At 55.2% G+C, this 17,400-nt stretch carries 17 protein-coding genes; 7 read left to right on the top strand and 10 right to left on the bottom strand.

Translation table 11 applies throughout. The features are described from left to right. Positions 1-317 (top strand): tyrosine-type recombinase/integrase (locus tag F8I07_RS09180; protein WP_292658695.1); only part of this gene is annotated, 317 nt, incomplete at its 5' end. Between the two features lie 51 nt (positions 318-368). Here F8I07_RS09180 and F8I07_RS09185 read toward each other — a convergent pair. Together F8I07_RS09185 and F8I07_RS09190 are read right to left on the bottom strand one after the other, a co-directional pair. After that, entirely contained in the window at positions 369-1,151 is a 783-nt protein-coding gene (locus F8I07_RS09185; RefSeq protein WP_292658698.1) for a UDP-N-acetylmuramate dehydrogenase, read from the bottom strand. A gap of 180 nt (positions 1,152-1,331) precedes the next feature. Next, a complete protein-coding gene (locus F8I07_RS09190; protein WP_292658702.1) occupies positions 1,332-2,192 on the bottom strand; it encodes an MqnA/MqnD/SBP family protein in 861 nt (286 codons plus the stop codon). Positions 2,193-2,455: 263 nt separating this feature from the next. Here F8I07_RS09190 and recA point away from each other — a divergent pair, with 263 nt between their 5' ends. The 3 genes from recA (at position 2,456) to F8I07_RS09205 (ending at position 5,179) form a co-directional block, all read left to right on the top strand. Continuing rightward, positions 2,456-3,499, top strand: coding sequence for a recombinase RecA (gene recA / locus F8I07_RS09195; RefSeq protein ID WP_292658705.1), 1,044 nt, complete (start codon positions 2,456-2,458; stop codon positions 3,497-3,499). Between the two features lie 139 nt (positions 3,500-3,638). After that, positions 3,639-4,910 (top strand): phosphopyruvate hydratase, encoded by a 1,272-nt coding sequence (eno, locus tag F8I07_RS09200; RefSeq protein ID WP_292658706.1) that lies wholly within the window; start codon positions 3,639-3,641, stop codon positions 4,908-4,910. An 8-nt stretch (positions 4,911-4,918) separates the two neighbouring features. After that, positions 4,919-5,179 carry a hypothetical protein gene (locus tag F8I07_RS09205; protein ID WP_292658709.1) on the top strand — a complete coding sequence of 87 codons (261 nt, stop codon included), beginning with the start codon at positions 4,919-4,921 and terminating at the stop codon, positions 5,177-5,179. On the opposite strand, the gene F8I07_RS09210 is transcribed toward F8I07_RS09205, so the two are convergent. Together F8I07_RS09210 and F8I07_RS09215 are read right to left on the bottom strand one after the other, a co-directional pair. Further along, positions 5,166-6,365, bottom strand: a complete 1,200-nt coding sequence (locus F8I07_RS09210; RefSeq protein ID WP_292658712.1) for a cation:proton antiporter — start codon at positions 6,363-6,365, stop codon at positions 5,166-5,168. The genes F8I07_RS09205 and F8I07_RS09210 overlap by 14 nt on opposite strands. After that, positions 6,355-7,212 (bottom strand): biotin synthase, encoded by an 858-nt coding sequence (locus tag F8I07_RS09215; RefSeq protein ID WP_292658715.1) that lies wholly within the window; start codon positions 7,210-7,212, stop codon positions 6,355-6,357. The genes F8I07_RS09210 and F8I07_RS09215 overlap by 11 nt, the downstream gene beginning before the upstream one ends. 268 nt (positions 7,213-7,480) lie before the next feature. On the opposite strand from F8I07_RS09215, the gene F8I07_RS09220 reads away from it, so the two are divergent. Next, positions 7,481-9,592: a response regulator gene (locus F8I07_RS09220; protein WP_292658717.1), complete on the top strand. Its 2,112-nt coding sequence runs from the start codon at positions 7,481-7,483 to the stop codon at positions 9,590-9,592. Here the strand turns inward: F8I07_RS09220 and F8I07_RS09225 are convergent. From F8I07_RS09225 to F8I07_RS09235, 3 genes are all read right to left on the bottom strand, one after another. Continuing rightward, positions 9,587-10,117, bottom strand: a complete 531-nt coding sequence (locus tag F8I07_RS09225; protein WP_292658720.1) for a YfcE family phosphodiesterase — start codon at positions 10,115-10,117, stop codon at positions 9,587-9,589. The two genes, F8I07_RS09220 and F8I07_RS09225, sit on opposite strands and share 6 nt — an antisense overlap. A 175-nt stretch (positions 10,118-10,292) precedes the next feature. Then, positions 10,293-11,675 (bottom strand): FAD-linked oxidase C-terminal domain-containing protein, encoded by a 1,383-nt coding sequence (locus tag F8I07_RS09230; RefSeq protein ID WP_292658723.1) that lies wholly within the window; start codon positions 11,673-11,675, stop codon positions 10,293-10,295. Beyond that, on the bottom strand, positions 11,672-12,370 hold the full coding sequence (locus tag F8I07_RS09235; protein ID WP_292658726.1) for a plasminogen-binding N-terminal domain-containing protein: 699 nt from the start codon (positions 12,368-12,370) through the stop codon (positions 11,672-11,674). Before F8I07_RS09235 ends, F8I07_RS09230 begins: the two co-directional genes overlap by 4 nt. Before the next feature lie 131 nt (positions 12,371-12,501). On the opposite strand from F8I07_RS09235, the gene F8I07_RS09240 reads away from it, so the two are divergent. Together F8I07_RS09240 and F8I07_RS09245 are read left to right on the top strand one after the other, a co-directional pair. Beyond that, complete coding sequence (locus F8I07_RS09240) at positions 12,502-13,863, top strand: peptidoglycan DD-metalloendopeptidase family protein (RefSeq protein ID WP_292658729.1); 1,362 nt, start codon at positions 12,502-12,504, stop codon at positions 13,861-13,863. Then, positions 13,864-14,460 (top strand): NUDIX domain-containing protein, encoded by a 597-nt coding sequence (locus F8I07_RS09245; RefSeq protein WP_292658732.1) that lies wholly within the window; start codon positions 13,864-13,866, stop codon positions 14,458-14,460. It begins immediately after the preceding gene. Between the two features lie 132 nt (positions 14,461-14,592). On the opposite strand, the gene F8I07_RS09250 is transcribed toward F8I07_RS09245, so the two are convergent. The 3 genes from F8I07_RS09250 to F8I07_RS09260 all read right to left on the bottom strand — a co-directional run bounded on the left by F8I07_RS09250 (position 14,593) and on the right by F8I07_RS09260 (position 17,155). Then, positions 14,593-15,099 (bottom strand): globin, encoded by a 507-nt coding sequence (locus F8I07_RS09250; protein WP_292658735.1) that lies wholly within the window; start codon positions 15,097-15,099, stop codon positions 14,593-14,595. 64 nt (positions 15,100-15,163) lie between these two features. Further along, the gene (locus tag F8I07_RS09255; RefSeq protein ID WP_292658741.1) at positions 15,164-16,072 is read right to left on the bottom strand and encodes a carbon-nitrogen hydrolase; all 909 of its coding nucleotides are present in this window, start codon (positions 16,070-16,072) and stop codon (positions 15,164-15,166) included. A 75-nt stretch (positions 16,073-16,147) separates the two neighbouring features. Beyond that, positions 16,148-17,155 carry an agmatine deiminase family protein gene (locus tag F8I07_RS09260; protein WP_292658738.1) on the bottom strand — a complete coding sequence of 336 codons (1,008 nt, stop codon included), beginning with the start codon at positions 17,153-17,155 and terminating at the stop codon, positions 16,148-16,150. Positions 17,156-17,400: the final 245 nt, after the last annotated feature.

Consider the following 17,400-nt stretch of genomic DNA (forward strand, 5'->3'; position numbering starts at 1 on the left):
AGCTTTTGGAGGCCTATCTCTCTGTCCATCCCGGCGGAGCGTACCTCTTCGAAAAAGGAAACGCCCCCATGAGCGTTGCCCAGCTGCGCTACCGGGTTCAGAAACTCTTCCGCTCCCATGGGATCAAAGCCACTCCCCACCAGCTGCGCCACTCCTTCGCCACCCATCTGCTGGAGCACGGCGCACGGATCTCCGATGTGAGCGAACTGCTGGGTCACTCCAGTATGGCGACGACCCAGATCTATACCAAGTTGGGAAGTGCCCAGAAGCTCAAAGAGTATATGAAAGCGCACCCTTTGGGGAAGAAAAAGGGTTAATCCGCCTGTCAACCGTCACATCGGACCGATTGTCGGAAGGCTGACACCCTGTCAAGCGGAGAGGATTTTGATCTCCTCTTCCAGGGGGATGCCAAAGCGCTCCATCACCCGTTCTTTGGCCAGGTTGATCAGGGTGATCGCCTCGTCATAGGTTCCCCCGCCAAGGTTGACAAGGAAGTTGGCATGAATGTCACTCCAGGCCATCCCTCCCCGGCGGTATCCTTTGAGCCCCACCGCTTCGATGAGCCGTCCGGCATAGTCTCCCGGCGGGTTCTTGAAGGCGCTGCCGGCACTGGGTTCCCTGGGTTGATTGTTTCGCAGTGTCAGGAGTTCCCGGCGCAGGCTTTCGTCATAGCCCCGCCGGATGGGAAAGCAGGCGGCGGTGGCGATGCCAGGGAGCCGGGCATAGCGGTATCCGTGTTCGATCTCTTTGGCCGGGACCCATGCGTTGCCGATGCGGATCGACGCCAGCAGCGGAAAGATCTCGTGGCTTTTGACCCCGGCGTTCATCGCCAGCATCCCGCCCAGGGTTCCGGGAAGTTTGGCAACGAATTCGAAACCGGCCAAATCGTTTTTGCGGGCGAAGCTGAGAATCTTCCCCGTGGGAGTGGCGGCACCGATCTCCAGCATATCACCCTCGATGCGGCAGTAGTCGAAATTCTTTGAGAGCATCATCAGGGGAGGCGGCGTGGGGGAGAGCAACAGGTTGTTGGCCCCGCCGATCAGGTAGCGGTCTTCGGGAATCTCATCCTCTTTTTCGATCATCAGCACGTCGACGGCGGGGCCGATTTTGATGCTGGAGTATTTTGAAAAATCAATTGTTTTAAGAAACATATTCCTCTCCGCGAGTGAGGAACCGTTTTTTGATTGAGAATTGAGAATTGAGAATTGAGAATTTCGGGGTATTGCTTCGCAACGCATCTTTTTGGAGGCGGGACTTCAGTCCCGCATTGCAGGGCTGAAGCCCTGCACCCAATAACCAATAACCAATAACCAATAACTCGAATGGAGGAATCACAGATTCCTCCATTCGTCATACTCCCTGGGGATCAGATACTCCTCTGTCTTGATGGGACACTCCCAGAGGTCGTGCTCGTAGCCGATGGCGTAGAGGCGGTCGAGGGCTTCGAGCTGCCGGTCGGAGAGTTCGGCGCTCTCTTCGGAGGCGTACATATTGAGGTAGCGGTCGAGCAGTTCGTCGGAGATCCGTACCAGCTGTTGCTCCTCCAGGAGGCGGCAGAGCTCTTCTTTGCGTTGGTTGGCGACGCGGACCCCGTCGGTGAGGATCTTTTCGATCTCGATGGCGCGGTTGAGGGGCAGGCTGCGGCGCAGGGCCATTCCTCCCAGAGGCAGAGGCAGATCGGCCCCGGCCAGCTCCCGCCAGATCTCCCAGACCTCCTTCTCCACCTCCAGGTTCTCGTCAAAATCGAGAATCGATTCGTGAATGAGCACGCCCGCATCGACGGTGCCGTCGAGGACCGCCTGTTCGATCTCGAGGAAGTTCATATAGACCGGGCGGGCCTGGGGATAGTAGATCCGCACCAGCATGGCGTTGGTGGTGTAGCGTCCCGAGAGTGCCACTTTGAAGTTGCGACGCAGCCGTTTGCCTTTGCGTTTGATCAGCTTGGGCCCGTATCCCTCTCCGAAGCTGACAGCGGTTCGCAGCAGGGCATAGTCCTCCCGGATCAGGGGGTAGAGTCCGAAACTGATGGCACTGACGTCATAGGTGCCTTTGAGGGCTTCGACGTTGAGGGTTTCGATGTCGAGTCCGACGTTTTCGAAACGGTAGTCCCGGGTATCGACCCACCCGAAACGGATGGCATAATACATAAAGATATCGTCGGCGTCGGGGGAATGGGCCAGGTGAACGGTCATGGTAGCTCCGGGATTGGAATGGTGCTATTTTATCCAAAAATGACATTTTGAAATTTTCATCCCCTCCGTAGGGAGATAGTGATAAAATCACATCAAATTATCATATTGACGACTAAGTTCCCTGAAAAATTCCGGTTTCACTTGATAGCTTCGGCAGTCGAACGCAAGCTCCCGTTTCACGGGTTGAGTGCTTCTTTGTCGCCATCGAGTGAAACCTCTCAAAGATGTTTTCAGAGACCTAGATCGGAATAAAAGGATAGAAAATGGCTATGGATCCTCAGAAACAGAAAGCACTGGATATGGCGATCAAACAGATCGACAAGACCTTCGGAAAAGGGACGCTAATGCGTCTGGGTGACAAAGAGATCGAACCCATCGCCTCCATCAGTACCGGTTCCCTGGGTCTCGACATGGCCCTGGGGATCGGCGGGGTTCCCCAGGGGCGGATCGTGGAGATCTACGGTCCCGAATCTTCGGGAAAGACCACCCTGGCGCTGCAGACCATCGCCTCGGCCCAGAAGGAGGGGAAGGTCTGCGCCTTCATTGATGCGGAGCACGCCCTGGATGTGCTTTATGCCAAGAACCTGGGCGTCGATATCGACAACCTGCTGGTGAGCCAGCCCGATTTCGGAGAGCAGGCGCTGGATATTCTGGAGACGGTAGCCCGCAGTGGTGCAGTGGATCTGGTGGTCGTGGACTCGGTGGCAGCCCTGACGCCCAAAAGCGAGATCGAAGGGGATATGGGAGACACCCATGTGGGGCTGCAGGCGCGGCTCATGAGCCAGGCGCTACGGAAACTCACCGGAATCCTTCACAAGATGAACACCACCGTCATTTTCATCAACCAGATCCGGATGAAGATCGGTACCATGGGCTACGGCTCTCCGGAGACTACCACGGGAGGAAACGCCCTGAAGTTCTACGCTTCGGTACGGATCGACGTCCGCCGGATCGCTACGCTGAAACAGGGAGAGTCTCAGATCGGAAACCGGGTCAAGGCCAAAGTGGTCAAGAACAAGGTGGCTCCTCCCTTCCGCCAGGCGGAGTTTGACATCATGTTCGGCGAAGGGATCAGCCAGGAGGGAGAGCTTATCGACTACGGCGTCAAACTCGACATCATCGACAAATTGGGGGCTTGGTTCAGCTACGGCCCCCAAAAGCTGGGTCAGGGCAAAGAGAATGCCAAACAGACCCTCAAAGAGGACCCGCAGCTTCGGGCTGAGATCGAGAGCAAGATCAAGGAGGCACTGGGCTTTGGAGAGGGCTTGGCGATGGATGAGAAAGAGATCGCCGAAAGCGGAGAGTAGTTCAGTCTCCTTCCCAATTTCCGGGGGAGCGTTTCCCGGCTCCTCCTACTTTTCCTCTTTTTCCTTCCTAATATTTCATCATCCGTACTTCACGTTGGATTGGGTAAAATAAGCCATCAAACGAGAGAAAGGAAGTTCTATGGTCTTTATCGAAGATATCACAGCAGATGAGGTACTTGACAGCCGGGGCAATCCCACGGTCCGTGCCACGGTACGCCTGAGCGACGGAACGGTGGCCGATGCCATCGTCCCCAGCGGGGCCAGTACCGGCAAGCGGGAGGCGCTGGAACTGCGCGACGGCGATCCCCAGCGTTATCTGGGCAAAGGGGTGCTGACGGCGTGTGAGAATGTCAATAATCGGATCGCCGAAGCTCTGGTGGGCATGAGCCCCTTCAACCAGGCGGAGGTCGACGTGATGATGAAGGAGCTCGACGGCACCGACAACTACTCCAACCTGGGAGCCAATGCTGTGCTCGGGGTCTCCATGGCGGTTGCCCGGGCGGCGGCCAACTCTCTCAAAGTCCCTCTCTATCGCTATCTCGGCGGTGCCAATGCCGTAGTGATGCCGGTGCCGATGCTCAATATCATCAACGGCGGAGAGCACGCGGACAACGACGTGGATTTTCAGGAATATATGATCATGCCCACCGGGTTCGAGACCTTCAGCGAAGCTCTGCGGGCCAGTAGCGAAATCTACCACACCCTCAAGAAGATCCTTCATGAAATGGGCCACAGCACTTCCCTGGGCGATGAGGGTGGTTTCGCCCCCAACCTGAGCAACAACGAAGAGCCGATTCAGGTGATCATGCAGGCGATCGAAAAGGCCGGATACAAAGCGGGTGAAGATGTAGTGATCGCCCTGGACGTCGCCTCCAGCGAACTGGTAGGCGAAAACGGCAAATATGTGCTCAAGTCGGAAAACCGGGAGCTGAGCAGCAGCGAACTGATCGGCTACTACGAGGAGCTGGTCGCCAAATATCCCATCGTCTCCATCGAAGACGGTCTCAGTGAAGATGACTGGGAGGGCTGGAAAGAGCTGACCGAGCGACTGGGCGACAAAGTCCAGCTGGTCGGGGATGACCTCTTTGTTACCAACGCCAACATTCTGGCCGAGGGGATCAATCGGGGGATCGCCAACGCGATCCTCATCAAACCCAACCAGATCGGCACCGTCAGCGAAACGATGCTCACCGTCCGTCTGGCTCAGCGCCACGGCTACCGCTGTGTCATGAGTCACCGCTCCGGTGAGAGCGAGGACAGCTTCATCGCCGATTTCGCCGTAGCCCTCAATACCGGCGAGATCAAGACCGGATCGACGGCCCGGAGCGAGCGGATCGCCAAGTACAACCGCCTGCTGGCCATCGAAGAGGAACTGGGCGAGTTCGAGTATCTCGGCGGCGAGCTCTTCTAAGCGTCCCGATGTCCACAGCAGAGGGAAGGGAGAGGGGCCGGCCGGAGTGGTTCGGCTTTTCCCTGCGGAGTCTTGTGCTGATCGTCATCGGTATCCTTCTCTTCGGCCTCTATGTAGGCGTATTGCTCTTCGGGGAGAACTCTTTGGAAGTCCTCAACGGTCTCTATCGTGAAAAGGCCCAACTGCAGGCCGAAAAAAAACATCTACAGCAGGAAAATCAGAAACTTCAGAAGCAGTATTTCGAGTTTTTGCAGATCACCGGGAACTGAGAGCTTCCTGTTTCTCCCTTTTCCACTCTTCCCGTTTTTTCCGTTCCCGATAGCGTGCGATGATTTTGATCGCGGACATAGCGATGATCACTTCGAAAAGGCTGGCCAAAATAAGCTCGTAATAGGTGATGCGGTCGATATTGCCGGTATCGTATCCGATGGTGGCGACGGCGATGAGCAGGGTCAGGGGCATGGAGAGTGCGAAGGCGACACTGACGGCATCCAGCGTGTCTGAGAGGCGACGGAGGGGATAGGCGGCGATGAGACGAAGGAGAATCATGACGCCGGTGATCAACAGCGCTCCGGTGAAAACGCCGGGAAGGAAGAGTGCGCTGAGATCGAAGGAGACGCCGACATGGATGAAAAAGAGAGGGACCAGAAAGCCGAAGCCCAAGCTGGACATCTTCTCCTCCAGACTCTTCTCGTGGTGGAAAAAGGCACTGATAGCCACGCCGGCGATGAAGGCTCCCAGGGCCAACTCCAGATGGAGGATCATCATGACGGTGATCAGCAGAAAGAAAAGGGCCATGGCCAAGCGGATATCCTGATCGGAGCTGTCCCGGCTGGGCATCAGTTTCTTTTTGAGTTCGGGAAACCACCAGAAGAGGAGTTGGAGCAGCCGATAGGTCAGATAGATTGCCGCGATGAAAAAGAGAAGATAGGAAATTTGAAACACCAACTCCCAGCCGAATCCTACATTGCTGGCGGCGTCGAGAATCGTCAGGGCGGCGATACTGGCGATCTCACCGAGAACGCCTACAATGATGGAGAGATTGAGCCAGGGCTGACTTCGGCCGTAGATCTTGGTCAACGAGGCGAGCAGGCCGATGGAGATCAGCGGGAGTGAGGCGATGACAATAGGCGAAAAATTGAGAAGAAGGCCCGAAGCAACGGCCAGGATCCCAAGCGTGAGGACAAACAGAATTGCCTGCCGGATCACCAGACGAGGGCTTTCAGATATCTCTTTGAGATTGACCTCCATTCCCGCCAGAAACATCAGGTAGAGGAATCCCATCTCGGCGATCAGGTCGAAATAGCGGTTTTCATGGAGGAACCCTGCGGCGGCCAGGAGCGTCCCCAGAATGATCTCAATCGGCGGAGTGGGGATCCTTAATGCTTTGGCTAGAAAGGGAGAGATCCAGAGAGTGACGGAGAGGGTGAGGATCAGAAGGACATCAGGTGCCATGGCATTCCGTTGCGATGGTGTATCCCAGTTCCCGGAGACGCTGTCGGTCCCGGTCGGGTGCTTCGCCGGGTGTGGTGAGGTAGTTGCCGATGACGATGGCATTGGCGCCGGCCTCGAACATCGATTGTTCCGCGCCGCCGAAAAGGGCTTCCCGTCCTCCGGCGACCATCAGCAGGGGCAGGTCAGGGAGCAGCTGCCGGGTTCGCCGAATCACCGCCAGGGCCCCTTCCCGGTCGATCGTCCGTTCGGGAATCGGCAGGGCAGGGTTGGGGATGTAGAAGTTGAGGGGGACCGAGTCCGGATTCAGTGTACAAAGGCTCTGCAGCAAGCTCTCCTGGTCTTCCGGGCTCTCTCCCATGCCGAAGATTCCTCCGCTGCAGAGGGAGAGGCCGACAGAGCGGACAGCTTCGCAGGTGGCATAGCGCTCCTGCCAGCTGTGGGTGGTGCAGATGGAGGGGTAGTAGCGTTCGCTGGTTTCCAGATTGTGATTGTAACTGGCGATACCGTGGGTTTTGAGATAGCGCAGCTGCTCCTCGCCGGCGGTGCCGTTGCAAGCAATGAGTCGGAGGTTGGGGAGTTCGGTGCTGAGTCGTCGGGCCAGACGAGCGATGGTGTCGGTCATCCGATCATCCAGTCCTTTGCCGGCAGTCACGAGACAGTAGCCTAGGGCTCCATTAGCTGCCGCTTCCCGTGCTTCCTGCAGGACCTGCTCTTCCGCTTTGAAAGTGTAGCGTTCGATCGCCGCTTTGTATCGGACGCTCTGGGTACAGAATTTGCAGTCTTCGTTGCAGGCACCGCTCAGGACATTGTTGATGGCACAGAGAAATACTGTCTTCGCCGAATTCATGACTTCTTCCGGTCCTTCTTTTTGATATTTCTTAAAAAACTGGATAAATTTGACCTGTTTCTTGAATTTTTCTCTTTCTTCTCTTTGTAATTCTTAATGCTTCAAAGACTTATTGGCCGAATTATACCGGGAATAGAACATATAAATTTGTAAACATTGTTATAAAGAGGAATGTAGGTATATCTCTCAACCCTATCTGGCTAAAATATCGAAACATTTGCTCAAAGGAATAGGAGAAGATGACGATGCGAAAATCAGGAGATGCGGCATGAAAGATTATTGGTTACTTTGGATTGCTCTTTTTGCAATGGCCCTGACCAGTGTTTTGGGGCTCTTTTTTACCTCCCGAAAGATCAACAAACTCAAAGAACGGCAGAAGCGGATCAAAGAGGAACAGAAAGAGATGGAGAAGCGACTGCACAATCTTTTCAGTCGGATGGGAGAAGAGATCTATCAGCTCGGTAAAAATGTGGCGGAGCAGACCCGCCGTTTGCAGGAGAAGGCTCCGGAGCCTCAGCTGGAAGATCAACTCAAAGAGGTGATAGCGATCGAAAACCGTATGGTGGAGAATGCAACGAATCTCGTAGCGTTTTTGAAGCTGAAAGCCGGGAATGTCACGATCGAGGAAGAGGAGTTCAACCTCAACAAAATGCTCGATGCGGTCATGGAAGTCTTGGCCGCCGAGGTCGGCGAGACCGCGTCGGAACTGATCTTTGAAATGGACAGGAATCTTCCCCGAAAAGTTCGGGGGGATTTTGCCCATATGGTTGAGATACTGGGGAAACTTTTGAGCTATGCGCTGAAGACGACGACGGGAGATCAGGTTCGCTTGCGGCTTGAAGCCAATCGCCCCTATGAGGGGGGGATCGATCTGCAGATGCGTCTCTATTTTCTGCCGGCGGAAGATGAAAATGTTTCCGAAGATTTTTTTACACCCGTCTATGATGAAAAGCGTGACGAATATCAAAGGTTGGGTCTTTATGTGGCATCGGAATTGGCGGAGTTGCTGGGGGGTGGCATTCATCTCTACCGATCCGCCGCGGGTGGGGAACTCCTCATCGACATCTCCCTGCCTCTGGAACCTCTCGAGGAGGAGGATCAACGAAAATATCGTCTACCCCAACGCGAGCTTATTCAAAAAGACGTGTTGATTGTCAATCAGAACTACGAGGCTTCGCTGGCCCTGAAAGATATGTTTGCCTACTTCCGCCACCGCGTTACCGTCTTGGAGGCAGAGGTTTTTGAACGCAAAGTTCCGAAATTCGAATCCTTTGATCTCCTGTTGGTCGACGAGGCGCTTCTGGGGCCTGTCCTGATAGAAAGGCTTCGTGCGATCAAAGCGGAGCATGCGCTCAAAGTGGTGGCGCTGCGCAACCTTTTTCAGTCTGCCGGCGAGCCGATTGCCGAGGGGGTCGTGGATCGTCGTGCCAACCGACCGATGAATCAGGAGCGCGTTTTCGAATTGATTCTGGATCTTTATAGCCGCCATAAAACTTCTGAGGTAAAAACGTCCGGGGAGCTTCGCTCTCTGCGAAAAAGTTTTGTTCGGAACTATCAGGAGAAAGACAAGGTTTCACTGAATGATTTTCAGCGATTTGCCGGGGCGAATCTCCTGGTTGTCGAAGATAACGAGATCAACCTCCGTATGTTGTTGAAGATTTTGGAAGGTTCGGGTATCCGGGTCACCGCGGCGCGGCACGGCGGAGAGGCGGTTGAGGCGGTGAACACGTCACCGTCGGGAAGTTTTGACTTGGTTCTGATGGATATCAATATGCCCGTAATGGACGGGTACGAGGCTACAAAAGCCATTCGCAAGATGGATGGGGGGATCTCCCTGCCGATGATCGCTTTGTCAGCCCTCAACATGAAAAGTGAAATCGATCGGATGGAAGCGGTAGGGATGGACGGGTTTATCGAGAAGCCTCTGAAGTTGGGAAAACTTTATACACTCTTTGAGCTCTATCTCCCCCAAAGCGGCGAAGTGAAATCCGCAGAAGAAGCTGTGACGGTGACGAGACCGGCCGGAATCGATTGGCAGAGTGCTTTGGCCAATGTCAACGATAACGAAGTCCTGTTGGAAGAACTTTTCCAGGGCTTTGCCGATGCCTATCGAGAGACAGGCAAATATATTCTGCAGCGCTATAGTGAAAAGGATGAGAAGGCGCTGCGTGAGATTTTTCTGGATCTGCTGGGCCTTAGCGGTAGCATCGGAGCGATGGAGCTCCATCAGAGTGCCAAAGTGGTTTACCGTGACCTGATGTACGGGAAACTAGAGGAGCTCGAGGAAGAGATCCGGCGTTATGTCAGACTCCATGACGCTCTGATAGCCTCTTTGCAACGCTATTTGCAGAGTGTAAGAGCTTCCGAGAATGCTTTATGAGATAAGGGTGATTGACTCTTCTTGCCAGGAGGCGTCCGAAGTCAGAGGACGATAAAAGTGCTGCACTCGAGCGCTGCGGGAGGTCTCGTCGAACTCCAAAAGGGCTACGTCACAATGACCGCTCTCTCTCCCGCAGATCTCTCCGGGGTTGAGGTAGAAGGTGCTCCCTTTGAGTTCCGCGTTGAAACGGTGGGTGTGACCGTAGATCACCAGATCGGTATCCGGGGTCATATAGTAGGGCAGATGCATCATCTTCACCTTTAGATCCCCGATTTTGAAATACCAGGGCTCAGGCCGGATGCGATACTTGTCTGCCAGGGGATGGAGGGAGCGGTCGTTGTTGCCGAAGACGGCAGCGTAGGGGATCCCGGCATCGGCCAGTTGGCGAAGATTCTCTTCGAGACAGAGATCCCCGGCGTGCAGGAAGTACTCGGCTCCTTCTTCCAGCAGTTTCCCGATCGCCTCCCGCTGTAGGTTGCTACGGCGATGGGGATCGGAGAGGACTCCGATTTTCAGGAGCGCCATGGGCGATCCTTGAAATCGAGTGAATGATGAATGGTTAAAGGTGAATGGTTTCGGATGACGTTGCTTTGTAACGCTTTCATCTGTTTGAATAGAAGAATAGAAGATGAAAAAATGAAGCAGAAGAGGGAAAAGAGTTTTTCATTTCTCTTTTTTCATTTGTCGGCAGACTCACTGCCTACAGCCCCATCTTCCCGGGATTGAGGATGCCGTTGGGGTCGAAGGCCTTCTTGATCGATTTGAAGAGCTGCAGCTCGGCGGGACTGAAGGCGATCTCCATAAATTCCGCTTTGCTCAGGCCGATCCCATGCTCTCCGCTGAGGGTGCCGCCCAGTTCCACAACCAGTTCGAAGATCTCCCGGATCGCTTTGTGCCCCTTCTCCAGCTCCTCGGGATCGCTGCCGTCTACCATGACGTTGACGTGGATGTTTCCGTCGCCGGCGTGGCCGAAGCAGGGGACGACCAGGCCGTACTTCTCCCCGATGGCATAGATCGCTTTGAGGGCTTTCGGGAGCATACTCCTCGGAACGGAGATATCTTCATTGAGCTTTTTGCTGCCGTAGATCGTGATGGAGGGAGAGGCCCCCCGCCGCCCTTTCCAAATCTTCTCTCTCTCCGCCGGGTCTTCGGCGACGCGAAACTCCTGGGCTCCGTTTTCCCGAAAGGACTCCTCCAGCACTTTGAGCTGAAAATCCACCTCTTCGGGGACATTGCCGTCCACATCGCCGATGAGCAGGGCGCCGGCCTCTTCGGGGAGCTCGATTCCCAGCTTCTCTTTGACCGCTTTGACCACCAGAGCGTCGAGAAACTCCATCGCCACCGGATTGGCCCCCTCGGCCAGGGATTTGAAAACGGCGTTCATGGCCGCCTCCACATCGGGGAAGATTCCCATATAGGATTTGGCATATTTGGGCTTGGGGATCAGTTTGAGGGTGATCTCGGTGATCACCGCTAGGGTTCCTTCACTGGCGATGAGGATTCCGGCGACATTGTAGCCGGCCACATCCTTGATGGTGCGTTTGCCGGCCCGGATGATATCTCCGTTGGGGAGGACGGCCCGCAGCGCCATGACGTAGTCTTTGGTCAGGCCGTACTTGGCCGCCCGCATGCCCCCCGCGTTTTCACTGACGTTGCCTCCCAAAGTGGAGTACTCTTCGCTGGCGGGATCGGGAGGATAGAAAAGTCCCAGCTCTTCCACATGGCGCTGGAGATCCTTGTTGATGACGCCGGGCTGGACGATGGCGAGCATATTTTCCATGTCGATCTCGAGGATCTTGTTCATGTGTCTCTCCATGGCCAGGACGATGCCGCCGTTCACCGGTAGAGCTCCCCCGGTAAAACCGCTGCCGGCCCCCCGGGGAACGATGGCAATGCCGTGGTGATTGCAGTAGATCAGAATCCGACTCACATCCTCTTCGTGACGGGGGAAGACCACGGCGTCAGGTTCATAGTAGGTCCGGGTAGCGTCGTAGCTGTAGGCACGGAGATGCGCCTTGTCACTATGGAGATTCTCGGCGCCGACAATTCCCGAGAGAGCCTCCAGATGCTTCGGATCGATCATCGGATGGCTCCCACACTTTTGTAGTAATCACCGTCGGAACTGCTGCCGAAAAATCCTGCGTTGATTTTGCTGAAGCGGTTGTAAAAGGGGTATTTGGTCTCGGTCCCTACCGGCGTGAAGGGTGTGCTTCCGACGATCTTGCCGCTGAGGGGATCGAAGAGGATTGCCCGGTTTTTTTGGACGATATAGATCAATCCCACCTGCGCTTCTTTGGCAAATTTCGAGAGATTGGAAGGGGAAGGGGTCGAGTCCCCCTCCCGGGCCAGGAAGGCGGCATAGAGATCGGGATGGACCCAAAAACGTCCGCCGCTGCGGGTGATTTTGGCATAGGTTTGGGCGTTGGGAGCCAGGACCAGAACGTTGCTGTAGAGGTAGCCCCCGATCACTTTGTCGCCGGGAGCCGCGAGGTCTTTGGGAGTGGGGAGCCCCTTGTGATCCAGGAGATCGCCTTTGCGGACGACGGCGACACCGGGAGCGGTTTGGACCAGGATTGAGGTGATGGCTTCCCGTCCCTTGCCGAAGTTGTGAATCACCACACCGCTCATGCCGTTGACGGGCAGTGCTTTGTTGAGGATGATTCGGTTGCCGTCGACGGATTTGACGGTGCTGTGAACCGTCGGCGGGAAAAAGCCGGCGGCGAGAACAAGAGGGAAAAACATGATAATCCCCCAAAGATTTCTGAACAATTTTTTCACGTTTTTATCCTTTTTTAACACGGCAGTGATTGCCTCTATATTTTGATGTTTTTTGATTATACTGACTCTGCATTGAAACTAAGATAAGAAGAGAGCCTACGCTATAATACGCCCAAAAATCAGGAGGCTTTTTGCGTATTTACTGGCTGGCGCTGCTTCTCGGTACCTGGCTCTTGGGAGCAGAGGTCTCCTCCTCGGTGTGGAAAGCGGGTGAGACCTTTTCTGAATACCTGCAGCGTAACGGGGTTCCGCTGGAACTCTTCAAAACGATCGCTCCCGAAGATGCGAAATATCTCTCAGAGATTCAGGCGGGAGAACCTTTTTATGAACTCAAAGAGGGGGCGAGGCTTCTGCAGGCTCTGATTCCTATCGGAGAAGAGATGCAGATTCAACTCCGTCGTGATCTTCGTAGCGGAAAATATCATTTTGACATCATTCCCATTGTCTATCGTCAGGTGGAGGATACGCCGAGGGTGGAGATCCGACAGAGCTGCTATGCCGACATCGACCGGCAGACGCAGAATCCCCGGCTGGGCTTTCTTCTGAAACATCTCTACAAGGGGGCGGTGGATTTCCGTCATCTCCGGTCGGGGGATCGTCTCGCTTTTGCCTATCGACAGAAGTCCCGCTTGGGCAAGCCTTGGGGGCAGCCGGAGATTCGGGGGGCGGTGCTCTCGACCCGAGGGAAACGGCACTTTATCTTTGTGGACGAGGCAGGGAACGCCTGGGAGGATGTGGAGAAGCATGTACGCTATACCCGCACCGGAAAGCGGGCAGTCAGCTATACCGTCACAAAGACGATTCGGGAGAATATCAGGGGAAAACGTTTTACCTTTCCGGTCCCCGGTGCCCGGATCACCTCCCCTTTTACCTACAAGCGATGGCATCCGATTCTTCATCGTTACCGTCCCCATCTGGGGGTCGATTTTGGGGCCAGACGCGGAACGCCGATTCATGCCGTCGCCAAAGGAAAAGTGATCTATGCCGGTTGGATGCGGGGGTATGGCAAGGTCATCAAGATCCGCCATGCGGGCGGTTTCGTCTCTCTCTATGCGCATCAAAGCCGGCTGCTGGTACACGTGGGAAACTATGTCGCTTCGGGAACCGTCATCGGCAAAGTAGGCAGTACCGGCCGTAGTACCGGACCGCATCTGCACTTCGGCCTCTACAAAAACGGCCGGGCGGTCAATCCGATGAAGTATCTGGGAAGTCGGAGCAAAGGGGTCCGGATCCGCAAGGTAACGACTCGGCGACAAAAGATGGAAAAATATACCATCGTCAAGACGAAGAAGGTTCCCATCAAGGGAGCCAAGAGACTCAAAAAACATCTGATCGAGGCCTTGAAAAGAGAGCCTTCCGCCTACCAGTGGGAAGATTATGAAGAGAATTTTGTCCGAATCGATGATCTCAACATCTCTGTCTCGGAGAAGAATATGGAAAAAAGCGGAGAGGATCAGGCTTCTTTTCATCCCCTAAATCCAAAGGAGATCTAAATGCGGCATACCATTGACAACTTTCGGCTGGAACCTTTGCGGAAGGGGGCCTATATCCATCCCCATCTTGCCCGCTATACCCAGGACGGGATGGAGAAGAGCTGGGAGGTGCTGGAAGCCGGGGACAGTGTGGCGATCCTGATCTGGCATCGGGAACATGAACGATTTGTCCTGGTGAGGCAGTTTCGCCCCGCCGTCTATCTGCACAACCGGGAGGGAATGACCGTCGAACTCTGTGCCGGGCTGCTCGACAAAGCGGGGCACTCCCCCGAGGAGGTGGCCGCGGAGGAGGTGGAGGAGGAGTGCGGATTCCGGATCGACCCTGCCCGACTGCGGAAGATCACCTCCTTTTATACCTCTGTCGGTTTTGCCGGGAGCCGGCAGAACCTCTACTATGCGGAGGTGGTAGAGTCGATGCGTGTGAGTCAGGGAGGGGGGATTCCGGGAGAAGAGCAGATCGAGGTTCTGGAACTGGACCCCGCTGCGGCCCATCAGCTGATGGAGGATGAGAAGGTGGCCAGAACGCCGGGGTTGCTTTACGGGCTCTGCTGGTGGTTTGCCCACCACCAAGATTTTGCTTCTCTACAGAACACTTGAAAAGTTGAGTGTTCTGAAAAACAACCGTCATTCCGGGCTTGACCCGGAACCCAGGGCTTTGAATGCTCGTTAAGCCGTAGATCCTCAAGTTCAGGATGACACAAACGTAACGCTTGGGTTTTTTCAGAGAGCTTAGTTGGCGGATTTCTCCTCCTGGGCCTGAGTGTAGCTGGCGTAGTATTCGCTGCCGTCGCTGAAACTGTTGACGGTGAGTTTGGAGAATTGATCCAGATAGTCCCAGAACTCCCTTTTGATTGCTTCATCCACCTCTTTTACTTCATCCAGCGCCTCCCGCATCGTCCCGAGCCATTCGATGCGCGCTTTTTCGTTGATGGAGAAGTCGTCATGGACACGAATCATATATTCGTTGAGGTCCATTCCCTTGGCTTCGTCTTCGTAGACCTTGGGACCGCCGCAGATCTGGATGAAGAAACGGCTGTTTTTCTCTTTGACCTTGGCGAACTCCTCCTCATCCTGAGGGAAGAAGTGGGCGATGTCGCTCTCGTAGATCTTGTCGTAGAAGCGATACATCAGTTTTATCATCCCCTCCTCGCCGCCGATAGCCTCGTAGAAGCGCTTACCGGGATTTTTGAAATGAACCTTTTCCCCTTTGACGACGGGGCTGATATCCAATGACATAGAACTCCTTCTCTTTAAATAAGACTAATTTTATCAGATTTGAAACTTGTTCGCTTGATTCGGATCAAGGAAGGCAGTAGCGCCGGAGAAGCTCCTCATAGGCGTCGATGCGCCGATCCCGCAGAAAGGGCCAGATTTTTCGCACTTCGGCGTTGGCTTTCCTATCCAGATCCACTCGGAGGATTGTCTCCTCCTCTCCGGCCATCGCCAGGGGCTCCCCCTGAGGGCCAAAAACGAAGCTGCGGCCCCAGAAGCGGATCCCGCCCAGCTGTCCGCTGGGATCTTTTTCCAAGCCGACCCGGTTGACGGTGAGTACCGGCACGCCGTTGGCCACGGCATGGCCCCGCTGCACCGCGATCCAGGCTTCCAGCATCTTTTGTCGTTCCTCGACGGTGTTCTCCTTTTCGCAGAGCTCGTCGTGACGGTCGGTGGGGCACTCCAGCCAGCCGATGGCCGTGGGGTAGATCAGGACCTCCGCCCCCTTGAGAGTCATGATCCGGGCCGCTTCGGGATACCACTGGTCCCAGCAGACCAGGACCCCGAGCCTGCCGACTGAAGTATCGATGGGTTCGAAGCCCAGATCCCCGGGGGTAAAATAGAACTTTTCGTAGAAGCCGGGATCATCGGGAATATGCATTTTGCGGTATTTTCCGGCGACGGAGCCGTCGGAGTCGAAGACGACGGCGGTGTTGTGGTAGAGTCCCGGGGCCCGCTCTTCGAAAAGGGAAGTCACCAGCACGACCCGATGTTCGGCGGCCACGCGGCTCCAGCCCTCCATGTCGCTTTCAAAGTCGGCGGCATGGTCGAAGAAACGCGTCTCTTCACACTGGCAAAAGTATTCACTCTGGTGAAGCTCCTGCAGGATCACCAGATCGGCTCCGCCTTCGGCGGCTTCGGCAATCTTCTCCGTTGTATGGGCGACGGTGGCCTCTTTGCTGCCTCGGTAGCGTTGCTGGATCAATGCGGTTTTCAAAATTCTCTCGTTTCCCATTTTTCACCCTTTCGGTTTCTAGTTACTCGTTGCCGGTTTCCAATACATTTCCCCGTTTCAATAATCGATCTGCATCGTGGAACAGTGGAGGCTTCCCCCCTGGGTGATGAGGCGGGAGCAGGGGATGGGAATCACCTCCCGATCGGGAAAGAGCTCCCTGAAAATCTCTCCAGCCCGGCGGTCGGTGGATCGACTCTCGTAGGTGGGGTAGAGCAGCGCCCTGTTGGTGATGAGAAAATTGGCGTAAGTGGCGGGCAGGCGGTTCCCCGCCTCATCGTAGATCGCCGGAGGCATCGGCAGGGGGACCAGGCGGTAAGGGGCACCCTCTGCGGTACGGAAGCTTTTGAGCTGTTCCTCCATCCGTTTCAGCTCTTCGTAGTGTTCATCCCCGGGGTCTTCGCAGCGCACATAGGCGACGGTCTCCGGATCGCAGAAGCGGGCCAGGGTGTCGATATGGCCGTCGGTATCGTCACCGGCCAGGTATCCGTGATCGAGCCAGAGGACCCGTTTGGCTCCCATCGTTTCGGAGAGCATTGTCTCCACATGCTCTTTGCTTGTCTCTCCGTTACGGTTGGGGTTGAGCAGGCAGCGGGTGGTGGTGAGGATCGTTCCCGCTCCGTCGCTTTCGATGGAACCCCCCTCCAGAACATAGTCGATGGAGCGCATCGGTGTCGTCCCGAAGTAGCCCTTTCGGTGTAAAGTCCTGTTGACAGCGTTGTCAAGCGAAGCCTCGTATTTGCCGCCCCAGCCGTTGAAAACGAAGTCAAGCAGGAGCGGTTTGCCCTCCGACTCGGCGCTGAGGGGACCGTAATCCCGGGTCCAGGTATCGTTATAGTCCATTTCGATGAAGGTCAGGTTGTGTTTGGAGCAGAAAAGATCGGAGATTGCCGATTTGTCGCGGCAGAGAATATAGACACTTTGGGAGTAGGCGATTGCCTGGGCGATCCTTACAAAAGGCGCGTAGGATTTTTGCAGATCTCCCGCTTTTGCCCAGTCGGTCTCTTCATGGGGAAAGGCCAGCATTACCGCTTTTTGAGCTTCCCACTCCGCTTTGAGTCTAAGCATGGGAGTCTCCCATGCTTAGACTCAGGTGAATGGTGAATGGTGAATGGTGAATGGTAGGTGATTTTGGTTTGTATTTCTGCATCAGTTTTCCCATTTCAATTTTTCAAAGAGGGGCCTGGCTCCGTTCAAACGAGTAACGACTAGAGACCTGAGGGCCGTAGGCCCGTGCTACCGACTGATTAGTCCAGATCGCACTTGTCACTGCAACGCCCCTCATTGCTCTCTTTGATTGCTTTTCGGAACTC

This window comes from Nitratifractor sp., from assembly GCF_015487065.1.
GTDB lineage: Bacteria > Campylobacterota > Campylobacteria > Campylobacterales > Sulfurovaceae > Nitratifractor.